This is a genomic window from Mesorhizobium sp. M0292, from assembly GCF_040321695.1.
Lineage (GTDB): Bacteria > Pseudomonadota > Alphaproteobacteria > Rhizobiales > Rhizobiaceae > Mesorhizobium.
Genome location: NZ_JAMYSB010000010.1, coordinates 145,047 through 163,393 on the forward strand (window position 1 = coordinate 145,047; position 18,347 = coordinate 163,393).

Consider the following 18,347-nt stretch of genomic DNA (forward strand, 5'->3'; position numbering starts at 1 on the left):
GGTTCTGGGACAACACGGCAAAGACTAGCACGCCGCCAGCGCCCTCTCCTGCTTGACGCGTTCCTTGAGCGCGGCCGAAATATCGGGATAGCGCTTGCCGATCTCGCCGAAGGTGGCGCAGGCGACATCCTTCTGCTTGAGGCCGACCAGCGACACGCCAAGCTTCAGGAGCATGTCAGGCGCCTTCTTGGCCTTCGGATAGTCCTTGCTGGCGGAGAGGAAAACCTCGGCAGCGTCATGATACTTCTGCTGGCCAAGCAGCGATTCGCCAAGCCAGTAATGCGCGTCCGCCGCCTTGGCGTCCTTCGGGAAGCGGGCGATGTGGTCGCGAAAACCCTGCTCGGCGGTGCTGTAGTCGCCCGACAGGATGAACTGGTAGGAGTTGCGGTAGATCTCTTCCGGGTTGTTGGTGGCAGGCAGCGCCGCCACCACCGTGCCGTCCGACTTGCCGGTCTTAGCCCCGGCAGCCGGCGCCTCGGCGGCGGGAGCCGCACCTTCCGCCGGCGCCGCTGCCTGCGTGTTGCCGCCGGCGTCGATTACATTGCCGTTCTTGTCGACGGTGATGGTGCCGAAGGTCTTGGGCGGCGTGCCGTTGATCACCTTGCCGGGATCGCCGGTCTGCGATTCGACGATGACCTCGCCGACGCTCTGGCCGCCATCCGACTGCGCGCCGGCATCGGCCGGCGCCTGGTCTGCCGGGGCCTCGGCGACGCCGGTGCCCGCGCCACCGTCCTGCGGCGCGGCCTCCGATTTCTTCTGGGCCGGCGGCCGCCCGCTGGAGCCGCCTTCCAACTGCTGGAAGCGGAACTCGTTGTCTTCCTGCTGCTTGCGCATCTGCTCCTGCATCTGCAGGATCTGGAAGTTGAGTTCCTCGAGCTTGCCGTTCATCTGCCGGAGCTGATCTTCCAGCCCCGCGGCGGCGGTGCCGTCCTGCTGCTGCGCGATCTGTTGCTGCTCCGGCTTCTCCTTCTTGCCGAAAATGCCGAGCGTCGGCAGATGGAAGGAAAAGCCGCTATCCGCGGGTTGTCCGGTGCCGCTCGCGGAAGCCGCGAAGCCTGATACGAGCAGCAGCGCAAGCGTGCCGCTCAAGACCGATCTGAAATGCATGTGCCTCTCGCCGTGAATATCGTGAGCCTGTTCGCGCCTTCCGATCACAGTGGGACCGGCACGACGCCCTCGGCTCTTAGCAGGAGGCGAGACTTCGGCCAAATTTTGTTTCCGGGTTTGTTTCCGGGACCGAAACTGAAAAAGGCGGCCACAAGGCCGCCTTTCGCATGGAAGTGTTGCAATTATGCGACTAAGGCCGCCGTCTTACTCATCAGGAGCCGGCGCCGGAGAGCGTGGTGACGGCGCGGCGATTCTGCGACCAGCAGGAGATGTCGTCGCAGACCGCGACCGGACGTTCCTTGCCGTAGGAAATGGTCTTCAGGCGGCTCGCCGAAACGCCCCTGGCGACCAGGAAGTCGCGGGTGGCGGCGGCGCGGCGGGCGCCGAGAGCCAGATTGTATTCACGCGTGCCGCGTTCGTCGGCATGGCCTTCGACGACGATGGCGTACTGCTTGTACTGGTTGAGCCACTGCGCCTGGCGCGACAGCGTCGTCTGCGCATCGGCGCGGATCGCGGTCGAGTCCGTGTCGAAGAAGATGCGGTCGCCAATGTTGACGGTGAAGTCCTGCGCCGAGCCCGGCGTTGCCGCACCCGCGCCATTGAGACCGAGATCGGCAGCGTTGTTAGGGGTTTTCTTCGAGGCGCAACCGGTGATGGCGAGCATCGCGATCAGGGCGATCATCGCCGGGTTTCTGGTAAGTGCTGCGATACGGCCCATGCCGCCTCTCCTTCGTATTCGAGTGACTTCGTTGATCACCCAGTAACCACGTTTGGGTTAACCGGCATTCAAGAAACACGGTTAAAATTTGGTTTCAGCCGCCGTCCCCAGCCAAAATGACCTGATGCCACAATGGTCGCGGACCGTAGGCGGAAATGCGGCCAAAACGCGACTTTGGCGTGAAAAAAGCCCCAAAACGGGGCTTTTAAGGTAGTGTTGCCGAGTTGCAACGAAGCGAGCGGGCCAGGCCGAAACTTAGTTACTCCAGCAGCGGCGACCACGCCGGGTCGGAAGCAAAATTCGCGGTCGGGATCGACTGTTCGTTGCGGCCGGTGAGATCGACGGAAACCAGTTTTGGGCCGCCGGCGGAGTCGCGGAAGAACATCAGCACGCGGCCGTTGGGCGCCCAGGTCGGTCCCTCCTGCTGGAAGCCCGAGGAGAGGATGCGCTCGCCCGAACCGTCGGTCTTCATGACGCCGATCTGGAATTCGCCGCCGGTCTGCTTGGTGAAGGCGACGAGGTCGCCGCGCGGCGACCACACCGGCGTCGAATAGACGCCGTCGCCGAACGAGATGCGGGTCTGGCCCGAGCCGTCGGCGCCCATCACATAGATCTGCGCGCGGCCGCCACGGTCGGAAGTGAACACCACCTTGCTGCCGTCGGGCGAATAAGACGGCGAGGTATCGATCGCCGTCGAATTGGTGAGCCTGGTGGTCGAGCGGCTGCGCAGATCCATGGCAAAGATGTTGGAATTGCCGTCGTCGCGCAGCAGGCTCATGATCACCTTCTGGCCGTCGGGCGAAAAGCGCGGCGCAAAGGTCATGCCGGGAAAATTGCCGACCAGTTCGCGCTGCCCGGTCTCGATCTGCAGCAGATAGACCCGCGGCTGACCGCTTTCGTACGACATGTAAGTGATTTCCTGCCGGTTGGGCGAGAAACGCGGTGTCAGCACGATCGAGCGGCCATCGGAGAGATAGCGCACATTGGCGCCGTCCTGGTCCATGATGGCGAGCCGCTTCTTGCGCGCATTCTTGGCGCCGGATTCGTCGATGAAGACGACGCGTGTGTCGAAATAGCCCTTCTCGCCGGTGAGCTTCTCATAGATCGCATCGGCGATGATGTGGGCGACACGGCGTTGATTTGCGTCGTTGGCGAAAAACTGCTCCCCGGCTATCTGCTGGTTGCCAAAAATATCCCATAGTCGGTACTGGGCGCGGATTCGGCCGTCCGCCTCCTTGCTCACGCTGCCGGTGACCAGCGCCTGCGCATTGATCACCTTCCAGTCGTCGAAACGGGGCTGCGCATCCGGATTGGCGATCTTCTCGATGAAGGCGTTCTTGTCTATCGGTGCGAAGAGACCGGAGCGCTTCAGGTCGGCGGTGACGATCTCGGAAATCTGCGCGCCGAGCCCTCCCTGGAAATCTGGGATGGCGATCGGCATCGGTTCGACATTGCCTTTGTTGACGTTGAGCTCGAGGGTTGCTCGAGCAGGCAAGGTGACGACGGCGTTCATGCCCATCGCCATCGCGGCGACCATCAGGAGCGGCTTGAGGATGGATTTCATGTCTTCTCGCTTCTCTTGCTGATTTCTGGGTGCTCAGGCTACAGGCCAAGCATCGCTCTGGGATCGAAGTTGACGCGAACGTCGGACCAAATGTCATGCTTTCCGACGGGCACCTGCAGGCCGGCGACATCGCATTTCTGCACAGCGCGAACCGCGCTGCTGTCGAACTGGGGGTTGCCGCTGGACTTCTCGACGGTCGGACGGCCCTCCAGCTTGCCGGAGGCATCCAGGCTGAAACGGATCACCACGGTGAAATCCTCAGAACCCTCAAGCCCAACCGGGAGGGTCCAGCAGCCACCGAGTTGTTCTTCCAATGCCCCTTGCTCGGACTTCGACAGCTTCTGGCCTTGATCCTTGTCGCCGCCTAGCGATGCTTGCTGGGTCGAGCGCTTGGCGCCGCCGCCGGATGGCTTCTGCTTGTCGAGCAAAGCCTTGATGTCAGCCTCATTGAACTGCTTGTCATCCGACTTCGGCTTCGACGAGGCTTCCTTGACTGGCTTGTCAGCGTCCTTGCGGTCCGGTGCCTTGGCGCTTTCGGCCTGCGCCGGCTGCGGCTTCGGCCGTGCTTCGGGAGCAGGAGCGGAAGTCGGAAGCTGCGCTTCTTCCAGAGGCTGCTGATCCGATATGGCTTCGGCGACCGCGTCGGGCTTCACGCGTGGCTTCGGCTCTATGGCGGCGGTCGTGTCCGGCTGCGGTGTTGGTGCAGGCTCCTTCACCGGGGTCGGCTTCGGTTCAACCTGCTTCACCGGCTCGGGCTTGACCTCTTCCTTCGGCTGCGGCTCCGGCGCCACCTCCGTCGCAGGTGTCGGCTTCGGCGCTTCCTTTGGCTTCGGCGTGTCCTCGGTCTTCGGCTTTTCGGTCGGCGTCGGCGCCGGAGCAGCCGTCGCTGTTTTCTCCACCGGTTTCGGCTTGGGATCGTCCGTCACCGGCTTGTCGGTATCAACGCTGTTCTCGCCGATTTTCTGTGCATCTGGCACGATGTCGGGACGCTTGGTCGGCATCGGCGCCGGCTTTTCATGCATCACCGCCTTCTTGTCGCCCTGCAGCGTCTGCGCAATGGCTTCCATGGGAACGATGTCGACCGCTATCGACTCGACATCCGTGGACGGCAGCGCGGCCGGCGCCGACAGGGTGAACAGGCCGAAAGCCAGTGCCACCGTATGCAGTATCACCGATGTGGTGAGGCCGGTCTTCATCGTGCGTCTACTGATCCTGTTGCTGCAGTGAAATCAGGCCGATATTCTTGTAGCCGGCGGCCTGGATGAGGGCCATGACCTCCATCGCGGCACCATAATTGGTCGCCTTGTCGCCGCGGATGAAGATGCGCTCTTCGTAGCCGGTCTTGGAAATCGCCTGCAGTTTGGCGACCAGCTCTTCCCTTGGGATTTCGGTCTCCTGCAGGAAAATCTTGCCGGCCGCGTCGATCGAAACGGTGATCGGCTGGGTGTCGGCGTTCATAGCCTTGGCCTTCGTCTCCGGCAGGTCGACCGGCACTCCGACCGTCAACATAGGTGCGGCGACCATGAAGATAATCAAGAGCACCAGCATCACGTCGACCATCGGCGTGACGTTGATTTCCGACATCAATGCATGGTGGCGGCCGCGCCGCCTGTGTCCGCGCCCGCCGCGTCCTGCCATGCCAACCGACATACCCATCTTCTTACCTCAGCCCTTAGGCGCTACTTTTTCATCGATTTGGCGCGAGAGTATGGCGGAGAACTCGTCCGAGAACCCTTCCATCCGCACCGCGATCTTGTTCGCGTCGGATGACAGCTTGTTGTAGGCGATAACCGCTGGAATGGCGGCGAGCAGACCGATGGCCGTTGCCAGCAGCGCTTCGGCAATGCCGGGTGCGACAACCGCGAGACTGGTGTTCTTCGAACCGGCAATCGCCTGGAACGAGGTCATGATGCCGATGACGGTTCCGAACAGGCCGATGAAGGGTGCGGCCGAACCAGTGGTGGCGAGAAAGCCGAGACGGCCCTCCAGCTTCTCCATCTCGCGCGTCAACGCCAGGTCCATCGCCTTGTCGATGCGGGTCTGCAGGCCGAGCGGCGATTTGGCCCCCTTCTCGAAGCTCTTCTTCCATTCGCGCATGGCGGCGACGAAGATCGCACCCATGCCCGTGGTCTTGCGGTCGGCAAGCGTGCGATAGAGCTCTTCCAGCGACTGCCCCGACCAGAACACCTGTTCGAAGCGATTGAGCGACAGACGCATGCGGGCATAGCTGACCAGCTTGTCGACGATGATCGCCCAGGTCCAGACCGAGGCGCAGAGCAGACCGATCATGACCAGCTTGACCACCCAGCTGGCCTGTGTGAACAGCGCCCAAATCGACAATTGCGCTGCCGGATCGGCGAGTGCGGTAGTTTCCATGCTTCAGTCCTTAAGATTTTCCGGGCATCGCTGGCGGCTGGCCCATGGGCATCCTTGTGGTCCGTTCGCGCTTGGCTTCCGGATTAACCCCAAAATGCACCGTTGGCGGCCTTTTCAGGGCAAATATTGGTGAAAGGAAGGCGCGCGGATTCTTCCAATCTTCACCGATCTCTTCATGAACCGTTATGGTTAAGGATGGGTTAGGAAATATGGCGCGGCGCATTGCCGCGCCAAGGCACGACGCGGGCCATCCATCCACAATCGAATGCGCTGCCGATTGGCCGCTCGTTGCCGGCCGGCAGGCCTGGATATCAGCTTGCTCCTGGTAGAAAGGCCGCGATCCATTCTTTCGGAAAGCGCTTCGGCCGGCCGTTCTCGCCGATGATCGCCGCCTCGACCTTTGCTTCGACCAGAACCTCTGTCCCGCGTTTCAATTGCTGCGCCATGACGATGCGGGCGCCGGAAATATCCTGCGTTGATGTGTCGATGGTCAGGATATCGTCCATGCGGGCAGGCGAGCGGAAATCTATCTCCATCCGCCGCACCACCCAGACGATCCGTTCGCCGTGCTTGCCTTCGTGAAGTTCTGTGTGGTGGACGCCCGCCAGCCTGAGATAGTCCGAGCGGCCGCGCTCGAAGAATTCGAGATAGCGCGCGTGGTAGACGACGCCGGAAAAATCGGTGTCGGCATAATAGACTCGCGCCATCAGCCGATGGCCGAATTCCGTCAAGGCTCCGGAAAGCCCGCCGGCAAGCGCCGCCGATTCACCATGATCGTCCATCGCGCTTTCCTTTTTGCCCCCGGCGGGGCACCTGTCTTGCCAAAATCACCAGCGCAGCAAACCGGATGGCACTGTTGACGGCGATGATCAAGACCGTGATGGCAGCGCTGCTGGTGCTGGCGGCGTCTGCGCTTCCCGGTCAGGCCGCTAGCTTTTCGATGAAGCGCGGCCTCAACCTCGACCAGTGGACGACCTGGGTCGGGGAAGACAAATGGAACGACCGACAAGCCATCCTGCCCTATCCGGAATGGCGCAAGTTCCTGAACGAGGATGACCTCAAGGCGCTGAAGGCCGCCGGTTTCGACTTTCTGCGCATGCCGGTCGATCCCTCGCCGTTTATGTCGGATCAGACACTGGCGCTGCGTGACGACCTTTATGCCAGCGTGCGGGACTCGGCGCGCATGATCAACCGGGCCGGTCTGAAAGTGATCGTCGACATGCACCTGATCCCGGCCGGCGGCGGCCGCGAGATCGGCATGGGCCAGGTGATGGACGATCCCGCAACCTTCGACGCCTATGTCGAGGTCGTCCGCAAAATGGCGCGCACGCTTGCCACTGAGGACCCGGCGCAGGTCGCTTTCGAGCCGATGAACGAGCCTATCGTCGACTGCGACAGCGATGGCACCAGCCTGTGGCCGGAGCGTCAGCAAAAGCTGTTCGCGGCCGCGCGCGCCTCGGCCACCAGGCTGACGCTGATCCTGACCGGCGCCTGTTATTCGAATGCGGCTTCGCTGGTCAGGATCGACCCAAAGTCGATCCCCGACGACAACCTCATCTGGACCTTCCACTCCTACGACCCGTTCCTGCTGACGCATCAGGGCGCGACCTGGGCCGGCGATTTCATTCTTTATGTTACCGGGCTGCCCTATCCGCTGACCGCGGTGCCGCGCGCCGAGCTCGATGCGACGCTGGATGCGATCCGCGCCAAGATAAAAGCCGAGGCGCCATGGACCAAACGGAACGGCCTGCTCGCCTATCTCGATGAACAAGCCGCCAGCATGGACACGGACGAAAAGCTGCTCGGCGTCATGGATGCGCCGTTCGAAAAGGTCGAGGCCTGGGCGAAGGCCAACGCCATCAAGCCGGAAAACATCACGCTGGGCGAGTTCGGCATGATCCGCCAGGAGTATGGCAACCCCTATGTGATGCCGCCCAAATACCGCGCCGCCTATGTCAAGGACATGATCGCGCGCGCCGAGGCGCATGGCTTCTCATGGTCGGTGTGGAGTTTTGGCGGCGCCTTCGGCATCGTCGATGCCTTCAACGGCGAAAAGGCCGAACCCGCCGTGATGGATGCAATCCGCTCGCTCCATTAGCCCTAGGGCATGTCGAGATCCAGATCAGGCCGAGTCGGAAATGAGGGGTCCGAGAACCGGAACGGAGCGGACTTTGGTCCGTGACTACCGGAAGCGCAGGAACACCTCATTTGCAGGCCGGCATCACCTGAATACCGGCATGCTCTAACCGAGGTCGATCTGTAGGATCTCCGGCCGCATACCAAAGCGCACCGGCGCGATGCTGAAGCCGAGCCCGCCTGACACGATCAAATTGCGGTCATTCTCGACGACATGGCCATAGGCAAAGCGGTTGCCGAAGCGGGACGGCACCACCGGTGAATAGCCGAACAGCCTGACCTGCCCGCCATGTGTGTGGCCCGACAGCGTCAGCGAAACCCGCCACGGCACTTTCGGGAAAATGTCAGGCTCATGCGCAAGCAGGATGATCGGTGCCTGGTCGGTGATCTTGGCCAGCGTGCCGTCGAGATCGTCCAGGCCTTCAAATCTGTCGCGGCCTGCGGCCTTGTTCGGTAACAGTGCCAGCTGGTCGGCGAGTCCGGCGATCCAGAAGCCGTATCCATTCTTTTCCAGACGCACAGCGTCGTTCTCCAGAACCGAGATGCCGGCTTCCTCCAATGCCTTGCGCGCCACAGTCGGCCCCGCTCCGGCCTGCTGTGCGAAAGGATCGTGCCACCAGTCGTGATTGCCGAGGATCGACAGGACGCCGAGTGGCGCCTTCAGTCCGGACAAGGCCGTCGCCCATTCATGGGCTTCCATCCGGTGCATCAGCAGGGACATGCCTGAGATGTAGTCGCCGAGCAGTACGATCAGGTCGGGCTGCAGCGCGTTTGCATCCTCGACGAGCGAAGCGATCCGCTCAGGCGTCATCCAGGGACGGCAGGCGTGAATATCGGCAAGTGCTACGACGCGCAGCTTGAGATCTGCAGGCCAATGCGGCGGCGTCAGCCGGTAGCGCTTCACATGCGTCAACAGCATCGGCTCGATGCCGACCGCATAGGCACTGAGCGAAGCCAGCGAGAGGAACGAACCTCCGGCGAATTTCAGGAACCCGCGTCTGGTGATCACTTTTCTGGCTCCGACCTTGATCGGAGCAGTTCGCGCCGACATTGCGACGCCCGATACAATCGAGGAATGCGCCTTCACGCTGGCAGGTTTGAGGAGATTCTGCACAGAAATCCGTTCCGAAGAACAAATGTCCGTTACTCTTCCTGGAACAGGTTGATCTGCTGCTGTGCCAGATCCTTTGGCGCGTCGAGGCCGAGATGGCGCCAGGCGTTGGCGGTCAGCACGCGGCCGCGTGGCGTGCGTTGGATGAAACCCTGCTGGATCAGATAGGGCTCGATAATGTCCTCGATGGCGTCGCGCGGCTCGGAGAGGCCGGCGGCGATGGTTTCGATGCCGACCGGCCCACCACCGAAATTGCGCGCGATCATCGAGAGATAGCGGCGGTCGAGCGCGTCGAGGCCGAGCGCGTCGACCTCGAGCCGGGTGAGAGCTTCGTCGGCAATCTGCTTGTCGACGTGGCCGTCGCCGGCGACGGAGGCGAAATCGCGCACGCGGCGCAGCAGCCGGCCGGCGATGCGCGGCGTGCCGCGGGCGCGACGTGCGATCTCCAGCGCGCCATCGTCGCCAAGCGGCATTTGCAGGATGCGGGCGCCGCGCCGCACGATCTGCTCCAGTTCCTCGACAGAATAGAAATTGAGCCGCACCGGAATGCCGAAACGGTCGCGCAGCGGGTTGGTCAAAAGGCCGAGCCTGGTGGTGGCGGCGACGAGCGTGAAGCGGGCAAGATCGATCTTGACCGAGCGTGCCGCCGGACCTTCGCCGATGATCAGGTCGAGCTGGAAATCCTCCATCGCCGGGTAAAGGATCTCCTCGACTGCCGGATTGAGCCGGTGGATCTCATCGATGAACAGCACATCGCGGTCTTCGAGATTGGTGAGAAGTGCGGCGAGATCGCCGGCCTTGGCGATCACCGGACCGGAGGTCGAGCGGAAATTGACGCCGAGCTCGCGCGCCATGATCTGCGCCAGCGTTGTCTTGCCAAGCCCCGGCGGCCCGACGAACAGCACATGGTCAAGCGCCTCGCTGCGGCCCTTGGCGGCCTCGATGAAGACTTTGAGATTGGCCCGCACTGCGGCCTGGCCGACGAAATCGGCGAGCGTCTGCGGCCGCAAGGTCTGCTCAGCATCCTCGCCGCGCTTTTCCGGGGCAATGAGGCGGGGTGAAAGGCTCATGCGGCCTTCCTCGCACAGGGCAAAGGACCGGACAAGCAATCACTCACCGCGCCAGTTCCTTCAGCCCGAAACGAATGAGCTTCGAGGCATCGGCGTCCTCGCCGGCCGTCTTCAGCGCCGCCGCGACAGCATTGGCTGCTGTGTCGCGCGAATAGCCGAGATTGACCAGCGCCGAGACGGCGTCGGTAATCGGCGCCGGCGCCACGCCTTCGCCGAGCTCCTGCTTAAGGCCGATGGTGCCGGAGGCGGTTCCGGCATAGGCCGGCGCCTTGTTCTTCAACTCGGTGACGATGCGCTCGGCCACCTTCTTGCCGACGCCGGGCGCGCGGCTGACCATGGCGATGTCGCGCAGCGCGATCGCATTGGCGAGGTCTGCCGGCGCCAGCGTCGACAGGATGGCCAGCGCCACCTTGGCGCCGACGCCTTGCACATTGCTCATCAACAGCCGGAACCATTCGCGCTCAAGCACCGACTGGAAACCGTAGAGCCGGATCATGTCCTCGCGCACATAGGTCTCGATGAACAGCACCACCGCCTCGCCGGGCGAAGGCAGCGCGGCCAGCGTGCGCGCCGAGCAATAGGCGACATAGCCGACGCCGTGCACATCGACGAGGCAGAAATCCTCCTCGATCTCGTCCAGCGTGCCTTTCAATTTGCCGATCATGCGTGATCCCTCATGCCAGCGCCATCCTGTAGGCGACGCTTTGCCGGTGATGCGCGTGGCAGATGGCGATAGCCAACGCGTCTGCGGCATGTTCGGTGTCGAAAACGGCTTTCGGCAACAGCACCTTTACCATCATGTGGATCTGCTTCTTGTCGCCATGGCCAACGCCGATCACCGCCTTTTTGACGGCATTGGGGGCATATTCGGCCACAACAAGGCCGGCGCGCGCCGGCACCAGCATGGCTATGCCGCGCGCCTGGCCGAGCTTCAGTGTCGCCACCGCATCCTTGTTGACGAAGGTTTGCTCGACGGCCGCTTCCTGGGGCATGGCCGCATGCAGGATCTCGGCCAGCCCGTCATGCAATTGGCAGAGCCGTGTCGCCAGCGCCGCCTTGTCGTCGGAGCGTACAGTGCCGGAGCTGATAAAGCGCAGCGAGTTGCCGAGGCTCTCGACGATGCCCCAGCCGGTGCGCCTCAGCCCCGGATCGATACCGATAATGCGAATCGCTTCCCTCATGCGCGAAGTCTACCTCCGGCGCACAGCGATGTCAGCGAAATGTGAACAAACCGGAAACGGAGGCGTTTAACCTCGAGCGAAAGCCGTGTTCAGCAGCGTGATCTGGTCGGAAACCGGATTGGCGCGGCGGGCGGCGGCAGGCGTCTCGGCAAACGCGCCGCCATAGATCTCTTCGTCCATGCGGCGCACCAGCGCCTGCAGGCGCAGCGAGCGGGTGACGAGGTCGAGGAAATCCTTCGGCAGTTCGCCCCAGCCGACCGCTTCGTCATGCGCCGAGGCGGTGTCGAGACGCACCTTGGATTTTTCCGAAGCGACCTGGTCGCGGGTCATCTCGCCGGAATTTGCCGCCCGCTGCAAAAGCAGCCAGGAGGCGACTTGCATCAACCTTGTGGTCAGCCGCATCGATTCGGCCGCATAGAGCGTCGCCGCCAGCCTGGACAGCTTCTTGGCCTCGGCCCGGCCCTTGCCGTCAAGATACTCGGCTGCCTGTTCGACCAGGCCCATGCCTTCCTGGTAGAGCGGTTTGAAGGATTGGGAGAAAACCCGGCGTTCCGCCAGCTTGATGGTTTTCGCGATGCCCTTCGAAGGCTCGTTCATCGATACGCCCCTGCACTGCCCCGTCGGCTGATTCGGCTTCTCGCCGTCACGCCGGCACCCTAGATGACTGAAGCTTGAAAATGCGCTTCGCCGCCGGCGAAGGCAAGCACATGTTTAACAAACGGTTAACGCCTGCGCAGGGGCGCCAAGCGGACCAAAAGCAGACAAAAAAAGAGCCGCGGATAAGGCGGCTCTCAGGAGTTTAACAGGGAGGCGTCAAACGAAGTGGCTCCAACCACTCGGTAAGAATCCAGATCACTGGATGGACATAGTAAACGCCTGTAAAGCTTAATGAACCCTTAACGGCGCGGATATTTCTTGATCGACCGCTGCCCTTCTGTGCCGTATCAGCACAACGGTGCCCTAAGCCTGATCGTCGGCTTGTTCATGCCTTCTTCCACACAGCCGGCAAGGAAATGAAGGCGAACAGCAGCATTGCCGCATAAAACCCCATCGAGGAGGAAGCCAGCACCGGCTCGATCTCCGGATGGCCGGCAAGTTCAAAGTAAAGCCCAATCATCAGTGCGATGCCGCAGATTGCCGTCAGCCAGAAATGCACGACGGCAATCGTCTTTTGCCCGACCGCTGGAAACAGGTGGTAGAAGAAGGCAAACACCGCCGACATCAGCCAGCCCGCCACCATGGTGTGCGCGTGGGTCGGCATCTGCCCATGGTCATTGGAGATCGCCATATGCAGGCCGAGCGCCATGCCGCACAGGGAATAGATGACGGCCAGGGTGAAGAAATTTCGTGCTACGCCTTGCATGGGATACCCTCGTTGGTTGTTGCAGACTTGGTCCGACCGCGCGCGGCCAAAATGGAGCGTCGGTCGCGAGCGGCTTAGTCCCCGCAGGTTTCAGGATCATGCCGCGAAACCAGCCAATGCCGACACGGCGTCTATCCGGCAAATGCCGGGTATTGTGCGGGCTGGCGGTAAAATCCGGCGACGGCGCCACCGCAACAAGCCGGCACCCACGCGGCATCTTCTGGATACATGTACGGAGATAATCCGCCCTCCTTCGGAAGCAGACGCGCGATAGCAGCGTTTACCCCCGGAACGATGCACAAGGAGCGGCAATGGACTGGTATTCTCTCTTCAAATTCCTGCATGTCATGGCAGCGATCCTCTGGCTCGGCGGCGGTTTCGCCATGCTGCTGGTTTCGATACTCGCCGATCGCGACGGCGACGACGAGACGCTGATGGTCATGCTGAGAACGACGGACAAACTCGGCTTGCGTCTGTTCGTGCCGGCGTCTATCGCGACCCTGGCTTCTGGTCTGGTGCTGACTTCGCTATGGACCGGCTTCTCCGACCTTTGGGTCGTCATCGGCCTTTGCGGCTACGCCGCCGCGTTTCTGACCGGTATCCTCGTGCTGAAGCCTTCGTTCGAAAAGCTTGCCACAATGCTTGCCGCGGACGGCATGACCCCGGCTGCCATAGCGTTTGGGCGCCGCATGATACGGATCGTCAAGTTCGATTTCGTCATCATGATCGTCGTCGTCGCCGACATGGTGCTGAAGCCGACCGCGCACGACATCGCCACTCTCGGCGCCATGGCGGTCGTGGTCGTTGGTGGTGCATCGCTGACCTTTGCGAGCGCCCCGCGAACCAAACCGGCAGCCGCCTGAGCGGGATTTAGAGCAGGCCGGCGATCCCGTCCCAAAGCAGCTTGACCGCGACCACGGCCACGGTCGCGTAGGTGAAGGGATAAAAAATCTCCGGCCGCATGCGCCGCACCAGCCAGGCGCCGGCGATGGTGGCCAGCGGCGCCAGCGGCATCAGCACGGCCGACGCCGTCAGGTTGGCGGTGTCGAACTGGCCAAGCGCGAAGTAGGGGATCAGCTTCAGCGCGTTGGTGGCGGCAAAGAAGATCGCCGATGTCCCCGACAGCACCTTCGGATCGAGCCGGATCGGCAGCGCATAGACCTGGAAGGGGGGCCCGCCGACATGGGCGACGAAGCTGGTGAAGCCGGCGACGGTGCCCCAGAAGGCGGCGGCGATGCGGTTGGGCGCCGCCGCATGGTCGGAACCGTGGCGGAACTGGAGATAGAGCCAGCGCAGCACGAAGATCAGCGCGACAGCGCCGACGATCAGCCGCACCATCTCTTCGGTTACGAGCGCTGCCGTCAGCCAGCCGAGCCCAATGCCGATCACCGCGCCCGGCATCATGTCGACCAGCATCTTTCTGTCGTAGACGCCCCACCACGTCCACACCGAAACGATGTCCATCAGGCACAGGATCGGCAGCAGGATGGCCGCCGCCTGCACCGGCGGCATGGCCAGCGCCATCAAAGGCACGCCAACGAAGCCGACAGCGCCGCCGAAGCCGCCTTTCGACAGCCCGACAAGTATCACCGCCGGAATGGCGGCGGCATAAAACCACGGATCGGCGAGCAGACCTGACATGAACTGGAAATGCTGGAGGGAAGACGGTTGCCCTGCAATAGCCCAGAAACCCTTGCGCCGCGACCGGGAAAATGCCGGCCGTGTCGATCAACTGTGCGTAAAGCGACGGTTCCGGATTTACGGCAAGATCGCCGCCGATGCATAAGGGCGCCGTCCGATGCACATCAGGTTTTGACCCCAGGTTTTGGCCCCAGGTTTTGACCCCAGGTTTTTGACCCCAGGTTTTTGACAATGAGCGAACCCCACATCCGCCGCGCCGAAGCGGCCGACCTGCCTGCCATCGTAGCCATGCTCGCCGACAATCCGCTTGGCCGCAGCCGCGAGGATGCGACCGAGCCACTCGCCAAGGCCTATCGCGACGCCTTTGCCGCCATCGACGCCGACCCCAACCAGTTTCTTGCCGTGATGACGGATAGCGGCCGCGTCATCGGCACGTTGCAGATCAGCTATCTCGCCGGGCTGTCGCTGCAGGGCGCCTTGCGCGGCCAGATCGAGGCTGTGCGCGTCGCCGCGGACCGCCGCGGCGAACGGCTGGGACAGCGTCTGCTGGAATGGGCGGTCGAACAGTGCCGTGAACGCGGCTGCAAGATTGTCCAGCTGACCACCAACAAGAGCCGCCAGGACGCGCATCGCTTCTATGACCGGCTCGGCTTCAAGGCCAGCCACATCGGCTACAAGCTGGAGCTTAATTCAGTGGCGGCGGACGGCGCCGGATCGGCTGCGCCTTGATGATGGCGGTGCTGGTCTCCGCCTTGTCGGCGATGCGGTCGAGAAGCTTGTCGAGCTCGCCGATGGAGCGCACGTAGAGCCGGGCCACGAAACAGTCGTCGCCGGTGACCTTGTCGCATTCGCCGAATTCCGGGATCTCCTCGATCAGCTTCTGCACGATGTGCAGCTTGCCCGGCAGTGGCCGCACCCGCACGATCGCCTGCAGCGGAAACCCCAGCGCCTCCGGGTCGATCTCGATGGTGAAGGCGCGGATGACGCCGCGTTCCTCGAGCCGCCGCAGCCGTTCCGAGACGCTCGGCGACGACAGCCCGACCTGCTGCGCCAGATCCTTCAACGAAGTCCGCGAATCCAGGATCAGGATGTCGAGAAGCTTTCTGTCCAACTCGTCCAGCATTTTCATCTCCTCGCAAAAGGGCAGCGCGCGCCTTATTAAATAAGGCGTTGTGCCCTTATCACCTTTCATAGGGCATATAAACCCTCAAGGCGGCATGAGATTATGGCCTCAACACATAGAGGTATTGTCATGGACAACACGGTACGCGGCACGATCGAGATGACGGCGGCGATGACGATCGTCGGCACGATCGGCTGGTTTGTCGTCATGTCGGGCCAGCCCGTTATGGACGTGGTGTTCTGGCGCTGCGCCTTCGGCGCGGTGGCGCTGCTGATCACCTGCGCGGCACTCGGGTTGCTGCGCGGCAGGCTGACGCTGCGCATTGTTGCCATCGCCGCTCTTGGCGGCGCGGCCATTGTCATCAACTGGCTGTTGCTGTTCAGCGCCTTCTCCCGCGCCTCGATCTCGATTGCCACGGCGGTCTACAACACGCAGCCCTTCATGCTGGTCGGCTTCGGCGCGCTGTTCTTCGGCGAGCGGCTGACCCTGGCCAAGCTGACCTGGCTCGGCATCGCCTTCGCCGGCATGCTGCTGATCGTGCAGACAGGGCCCGATGCGGGTGTCGGTTCCGGCATAACCGGCACAGATTATGTCATCGGCATCGTCATGGCGCTCGGAGCGGCCTTCTTCTGGGCTGTCGCGGCAATCGTCGCCAAGAAGCTCAAGGGCACCCCGCCGCATCTGATCGCGCTGATCCAGGTCTGCGTCGGCGTCGTCATGCTGGCGCCCTTCGCCAACCTCTCGCATTTGCCCGCCGATGCCTGGAGCTGGGCCATGCTGGCCACGCTTGGCGTCGTTCACACCGGCCTGGTGTACATATTGATGTACGCCGCCATCCAGAAACTGCCGACGCATCTGCAGGGGTCGCTGTCCTTCATCTATCCTGTCGTGGCGATCCTGGTCGATGTCATGGCTTTCGGCCACCGGCTGCATCCGGCCCAGCTCGTCGGCGCCGCCGCGATCCTGGTCGCCGCCGCCGGCATGAACCTCGGCTGGACTTTGTGGAAAGCCAAACCAACGGTCGAAAGCCCGCAAGCCGTCAAATGAGCGGCAGACCGTCTTCTTGCGGGCTATCGTAAACCAAAGCCATCTCATCGATCCCCGCCCGCCTGTTCAAGGCGGGCGCTTTGTTCTATGCCGCAATGCAACCATCTTCGCCCGGCATAGGCGAAACCCGGGATCGAAAGCCATGAACGACGCAACACCCCCCAACCGCTGCCGCATCGTGCTGATCGCACCCAAGGACGCTCCGGCGCAGCGCATTGCGGCTGCCTTCGACGGCGGTGATATCGCTTCCCTGATCCTGCCTGAGAACGGCATGGACGAGGCTGCCTTCCAGGCCTTCGCAGAACAGATCGTACCGGCCGCGCAAGCGGCCGGCATCGCCGTCATCATCGCCGGCGATACCCGCATTGCCGGCCGTGTCCAGGCCGACGGCATTCATGTCGAGGTTTCCAAGGACGCGCTCGCCGAGACCATCGAACACTTCCAGGGCAAGATGATGGTCGGCGCCGGTGGCGCCAAGACGCGCGACGACGCGCTGGAACTCGGCGAAACCAGGCCCGACTACATCTTCTTCGGCCGCTTCGACTACGACAACAAGCCGGAACCGCATCCGCGCAACCTGTCGCTCGGGCAATGGTGGGCGGACGTGATTGAGATCCCTTGCATCGTCATGGCCGGTTCCGCCATCGCTTCGGTAGAAGCGGTGGCCGCCACTGGCGCCGAGTTCGTGGCGCTGTCCAGCGCCGTCTTTGCCGAAGGCGCCGATCCGAAGGCGGCGATTGCTGCCGCCAATGCGCTGCTCGACCAAACCGCGCCGCGCTTCGAGGGCTGACGTGGGCCGACCTGGACTTCCTCTCGCGGTTCTCGTTGCGGCCTTGATGAGCGGGGCAGCGATCGCGGCGGAGACCGTTCCGCTGCCGCAGCCGAGGCCGGACACCAGCGCGCCCGCCCTCAGCGTGCCGGATGCGGTCGCCCCCGATGCGGGTGCCCCAAAAGCCGGTGCCACGGATTCCGGCGTCCATATCGACAAGCCGATCGACACCCCGCTGCCGCAGCCGGCGACAACCGCGCCGCTGCCGTCGGCCGACGCGATCAACCCCGAACGTTTCGGCGCCAAGCCGGCGGACCCCGCCTATGGCGCTTTCCAGCGCGGTCTTTACAAGACCGCCTACAATCTGGCGTTGGTGCGGGCTCAGAATGGCGACCCGGCGGCGCAAACGCTGGTGGCCGAGATTCTGTCGCGCGGGCTGGGCGTGCCGCTCAACCCGGCTGAGGCCGCCAAATGGTATGCGCAGGCCGCCGAGCAGGGGATTCCTGAATCGCAGTTCCAGTATGCGCTGATGCTGCTCGACGGCCGCTACGTCAAGAAGGACGAGAAGGGAGCCTATGCGCTGATGCAGGCCGCCGCCGAGGCCGGCAACCGGCTGGCGCAGTTCAACTTCGCGCAATTGCTCGTGCAGCAGGATCCGGGCGATGCCGGCATCGCCCGGGCTGTGCCCTATTATGAGCGTGCCGCGGCGACAGGGCTTGCCGACGCCCAGTATGCGATGGCGCAGGTCTATGCCAATGGCGTCGGCGGCAAGACGCGGGACGATGCAAAGGCGCGCAGCTTGCTGGCACAGGCTGCCAGGCAGAACTACGACACCGCGCAGATCGATCTTGCCGCCTGGATGATCGAGGGCCGGGGCGGTGTTCGCGACCTGAAATCCGGCTTCAACTGGATGAAGCAGGCAGCTGAAGGCGGCAATGTCGCTGCCCAGAACCGGTTGGCAAAGCTCTATATGGGCGGCATCGGCACCGACCCCGACCTGATCCTGGCCGGGGCCTGGTATGTGGTCGCCCGGCGCGCCGGCCTTATCGATCCGGAGATGGACGATTTCCTGCAAGGGCTGACCGACGACCAGACAAAGCAAGCCTTGCAGAAGGCCAACCGCCTGCCCTGACACGCAACG

Annotated in this window: 21 protein-coding genes; 6 read left to right on the forward strand and 15 right to left on the reverse strand. The window is 63.0% G+C overall.

What is annotated here, in order from left to right:
* Positions 1 to 24 precede the first annotated feature (24 nt).
* From ybgF to ybgC, 7 genes are all read right to left on the reverse strand, one after another.
* Positions 25 to 1,107, reverse strand: coding sequence for a tol-pal system protein YbgF (gene ybgF / locus NKI96_RS17580; RefSeq protein WP_352805387.1), 1,083 nt, complete (start codon positions 1,105 to 1,107; stop codon positions 25 to 27).
* 211 nt (positions 1,108 to 1,318) lie between these two features.
* Positions 1,319 to 1,825 carry a peptidoglycan-associated lipoprotein Pal gene (gene pal / locus NKI96_RS17585; RefSeq protein WP_023684182.1) on the reverse strand — a complete coding sequence of 169 codons (507 nt, stop codon included), beginning with the start codon at positions 1,823 to 1,825 and terminating at the stop codon, positions 1,319 to 1,321.
* Between the two features lie 259 nt (positions 1,826 to 2,084).
* Positions 2,085 to 3,389 (reverse strand): Tol-Pal system beta propeller repeat protein TolB, encoded by a 1,305-nt coding sequence (gene tolB / locus NKI96_RS17590; RefSeq protein ID WP_023673841.1) that lies wholly within the window; start codon positions 3,387 to 3,389, stop codon positions 2,085 to 2,087.
* A gap of 38 nt (positions 3,390 to 3,427) precedes the next feature.
* A complete protein-coding gene (gene tolA, locus NKI96_RS17595) occupies positions 3,428 to 4,585 on the reverse strand; it encodes a cell envelope integrity protein TolA (RefSeq protein WP_352805390.1) in 1,158 nt (385 codons plus the stop codon).
* Positions 4,586 to 4,592: 7 nt separating this feature from the next.
* Entirely contained in the window at positions 4,593 to 5,045 is a 453-nt protein-coding gene (gene tolR, locus NKI96_RS17600) for a protein TolR (protein ID WP_023673843.1), read from the reverse strand.
* 9 nt (positions 5,046 to 5,054) lie between these two features.
* A complete protein-coding gene (tolQ, locus tag NKI96_RS17605) occupies positions 5,055 to 5,765 on the reverse strand; it encodes a protein TolQ (protein WP_023673844.1) in 711 nt (236 codons plus the stop codon).
* A gap of 311 nt (positions 5,766 to 6,076) precedes the next feature.
* A complete protein-coding gene (gene ybgC / locus NKI96_RS17610) occupies positions 6,077 to 6,547 on the reverse strand; it encodes a tol-pal system-associated acyl-CoA thioesterase (RefSeq protein WP_023673845.1) in 471 nt (156 codons plus the stop codon).
* A gap of 65 nt (positions 6,548 to 6,612) precedes the next feature.
* On the opposite strand from ybgC, the gene NKI96_RS17615 reads away from it, so the two are divergent.
* The gene (locus NKI96_RS17615; RefSeq protein ID WP_352805393.1) at positions 6,613 to 7,863 is read left to right on the forward strand and encodes a glycoside hydrolase family 5 protein; all 1,251 of its coding nucleotides are present in this window, start codon (positions 6,613 to 6,615) and stop codon (positions 7,861 to 7,863) included.
* 144 nt (positions 7,864 to 8,007) lie between these two features.
* Here NKI96_RS17615 and NKI96_RS17620 read toward each other — a convergent pair whose 3' ends face one another.
* The 6 genes from NKI96_RS17620 to NKI96_RS17645 all read right to left on the reverse strand — a co-directional run bounded on the left by NKI96_RS17620 (position 8,008) and on the right by NKI96_RS17645 (position 12,626).
* Entirely contained in the window at positions 8,008 to 8,910 is a 903-nt protein-coding gene (locus tag NKI96_RS17620; protein ID WP_352805396.1) for a metallophosphoesterase, read from the reverse strand.
* Positions 8,911 to 9,044: 134 nt separating this feature from the next.
* Positions 9,045 to 10,082 carry a Holliday junction branch migration DNA helicase RuvB gene (gene ruvB / locus NKI96_RS17625; RefSeq protein WP_023700287.1) on the reverse strand — a complete coding sequence of 346 codons (1,038 nt, stop codon included), beginning with the start codon at positions 10,080 to 10,082 and terminating at the stop codon, positions 9,045 to 9,047.
* A gap of 43 nt (positions 10,083 to 10,125) precedes the next feature.
* Complete coding sequence (gene ruvA / locus NKI96_RS17630) at positions 10,126 to 10,746, reverse strand: Holliday junction branch migration protein RuvA (RefSeq protein WP_023668770.1); 621 nt, start codon at positions 10,744 to 10,746, stop codon at positions 10,126 to 10,128.
* Between the two features lie 10 nt (positions 10,747 to 10,756).
* Positions 10,757 to 11,263, reverse strand: coding sequence for a crossover junction endodeoxyribonuclease RuvC (gene ruvC / locus NKI96_RS17635; protein WP_023668769.1), 507 nt, complete (start codon positions 11,261 to 11,263; stop codon positions 10,757 to 10,759).
* Between the two features lie 66 nt (positions 11,264 to 11,329).
* Positions 11,330 to 11,860: a protease adaptor protein RcdA gene (gene rcdA, locus NKI96_RS17640; protein WP_023668768.1), complete on the reverse strand. Its 531-nt coding sequence runs from the start codon at positions 11,858 to 11,860 to the stop codon at positions 11,330 to 11,332.
* Between the two features lie 385 nt (positions 11,861 to 12,245).
* Entirely contained in the window at positions 12,246 to 12,626 is a 381-nt protein-coding gene (locus NKI96_RS17645; protein WP_023668767.1) for a hypothetical protein, read from the reverse strand.
* A 311-nt stretch (positions 12,627 to 12,937) separates the two neighbouring features.
* Here NKI96_RS17645 and NKI96_RS17650 point away from each other — a divergent pair, with 311 nt between their 5' ends.
* Entirely contained in the window at positions 12,938 to 13,489 is a 552-nt protein-coding gene (locus NKI96_RS17650; RefSeq protein ID WP_023694595.1) for a DUF2269 family protein, read from the forward strand.
* Positions 13,490 to 13,496: 7 nt separating this feature from the next.
* On the opposite strand, the gene NKI96_RS17655 is transcribed toward NKI96_RS17650, so the two are convergent.
* Entirely contained in the window at positions 13,497 to 14,267 is a 771-nt protein-coding gene (locus NKI96_RS17655; RefSeq protein ID WP_023668765.1) for a sulfite exporter TauE/SafE family protein, read from the reverse strand.
* Positions 14,268 to 14,498: 231 nt separating this feature from the next.
* On the opposite strand from NKI96_RS17655, the gene NKI96_RS17660 reads away from it, so the two are divergent.
* Positions 14,499 to 14,996 carry a GNAT family N-acetyltransferase gene (locus NKI96_RS17660; protein WP_352805399.1) on the forward strand — a complete coding sequence of 166 codons (498 nt, stop codon included), beginning with the start codon at positions 14,499 to 14,501 and terminating at the stop codon, positions 14,994 to 14,996.
* Here the strand turns inward: NKI96_RS17660 and NKI96_RS17665 are convergent.
* Positions 14,953 to 15,390 carry an Lrp/AsnC family transcriptional regulator gene (locus tag NKI96_RS17665; RefSeq protein WP_023704892.1) on the reverse strand — a complete coding sequence of 146 codons (438 nt, stop codon included), beginning with the start codon at positions 15,388 to 15,390 and terminating at the stop codon, positions 14,953 to 14,955. The genes NKI96_RS17660 and NKI96_RS17665 overlap by 44 nt on opposite strands.
* A gap of 129 nt (positions 15,391 to 15,519) precedes the next feature.
* Between NKI96_RS17665 and NKI96_RS17670 the strand changes: the two genes are divergently transcribed.
* From NKI96_RS17670 to NKI96_RS17680, 3 genes are all read left to right on the forward strand, one after another.
* Positions 15,520 to 16,437: a DMT family transporter gene (locus NKI96_RS17670; protein WP_023684172.1), complete on the forward strand. Its 918-nt coding sequence runs from the start codon at positions 15,520 to 15,522 to the stop codon at positions 16,435 to 16,437.
* 142 nt (positions 16,438 to 16,579) lie between these two features.
* The gene (locus NKI96_RS17675; RefSeq protein WP_023694592.1) at positions 16,580 to 17,227 is read left to right on the forward strand and encodes a thiamine phosphate synthase; all 648 of its coding nucleotides are present in this window, start codon (positions 16,580 to 16,582) and stop codon (positions 17,225 to 17,227) included.
* A gap of 46 nt (positions 17,228 to 17,273) precedes the next feature.
* Positions 17,274 to 18,338, forward strand: a complete 1,065-nt coding sequence (locus NKI96_RS17680) for a tetratricopeptide repeat protein (protein WP_196814837.1) — start codon at positions 17,274 to 17,276, stop codon at positions 18,336 to 18,338.
* Positions 18,339 to 18,347: the final 9 nt, after the last annotated feature.

Bases quoted from the DNA above. Each gene is read 5' to 3' on its own strand.
- ybgF (WP_352805387.1), bottom strand. From the start codon at position 1,107: ATGCATTTCAGATCGGTCTTGAGCGGCACGCTTGCGCTGCTGCTCGTA.
- pal (WP_023684182.1), bottom strand. From the start codon at position 1,825: ATGGGCCGTATCGCAGCACTTACCAGAAACCCGGCGATGATCGCCCTG.
- tolB (WP_023673841.1), bottom strand. From the start codon at position 3,389: ATGAAATCCATCCTCAAGCCGCTCCTGATGGTCGCCGCGATGGCGATG.
- tolA (WP_352805390.1), bottom strand. From the start codon at position 4,585: ATGAAGACCGGCCTCACCACATCGGTGATACTGCATACGGTGGCACTG.
- tolR (WP_023673843.1), bottom strand. From the start codon at position 5,045: ATGGGTATGTCGGTTGGCATGGCAGGACGCGGCGGGCGCGGACACAGG.
- tolQ (WP_023673844.1), bottom strand. From the start codon at position 5,765: ATGGAAACTACCGCACTCGCCGATCCGGCAGCGCAATTGTCGATTTGG.
- ybgC (WP_023673845.1), bottom strand. From the start codon at position 6,547: ATGGACGATCATGGTGAATCGGCGGCGCTTGCCGGCGGGCTTTCCGGA.
- NKI96_RS17615 (WP_352805393.1), top strand. From the start codon at position 6,613: ATGGCACTGTTGACGGCGATGATCAAGACCGTGATGGCAGCGCTGCTG.
- ruvB (WP_023700287.1), bottom strand. From the start codon at position 10,082: ATGAGCCTTTCACCCCGCCTCATTGCCCCGGAAAAGCGCGGCGAGGAT.
- ruvA (WP_023668770.1), bottom strand. From the start codon at position 10,746: ATGATCGGCAAATTGAAAGGCACGCTGGACGAGATCGAGGAGGATTTC.
- ruvC (WP_023668769.1), bottom strand. From the start codon at position 11,263: ATGAGGGAAGCGATTCGCATTATCGGTATCGATCCGGGGCTGAGGCGC.
- rcdA (WP_023668768.1), bottom strand. From the start codon at position 11,860: ATGAACGAGCCTTCGAAGGGCATCGCGAAAACCATCAAGCTGGCGGAA.
- NKI96_RS17645 (WP_023668767.1), bottom strand. From the start codon at position 12,626: ATGCAAGGCGTAGCACGAAATTTCTTCACCCTGGCCGTCATCTATTCC.
- NKI96_RS17650 (WP_023694595.1), top strand. From the start codon at position 12,938: ATGGACTGGTATTCTCTCTTCAAATTCCTGCATGTCATGGCAGCGATC.
- NKI96_RS17655 (WP_023668765.1), bottom strand. From the start codon at position 14,267: ATGTCAGGTCTGCTCGCCGATCCGTGGTTTTATGCCGCCGCCATTCCG.
- NKI96_RS17660 (WP_352805399.1), top strand. From the start codon at position 14,499: ATGAGCGAACCCCACATCCGCCGCGCCGAAGCGGCCGACCTGCCTGCC.
- NKI96_RS17665 (WP_023704892.1), bottom strand. From the start codon at position 15,390: ATGCTGGACGAGTTGGACAGAAAGCTTCTCGACATCCTGATCCTGGAT.
- NKI96_RS17670 (WP_023684172.1), top strand. From the start codon at position 15,520: ATGGACAACACGGTACGCGGCACGATCGAGATGACGGCGGCGATGACG.
- NKI96_RS17675 (WP_023694592.1), top strand. From the start codon at position 16,580: ATGAACGACGCAACACCCCCCAACCGCTGCCGCATCGTGCTGATCGCA.
- NKI96_RS17680 (WP_196814837.1), top strand. From the start codon at position 17,274: ATGAGCGGGGCAGCGATCGCGGCGGAGACCGTTCCGCTGCCGCAGCCG.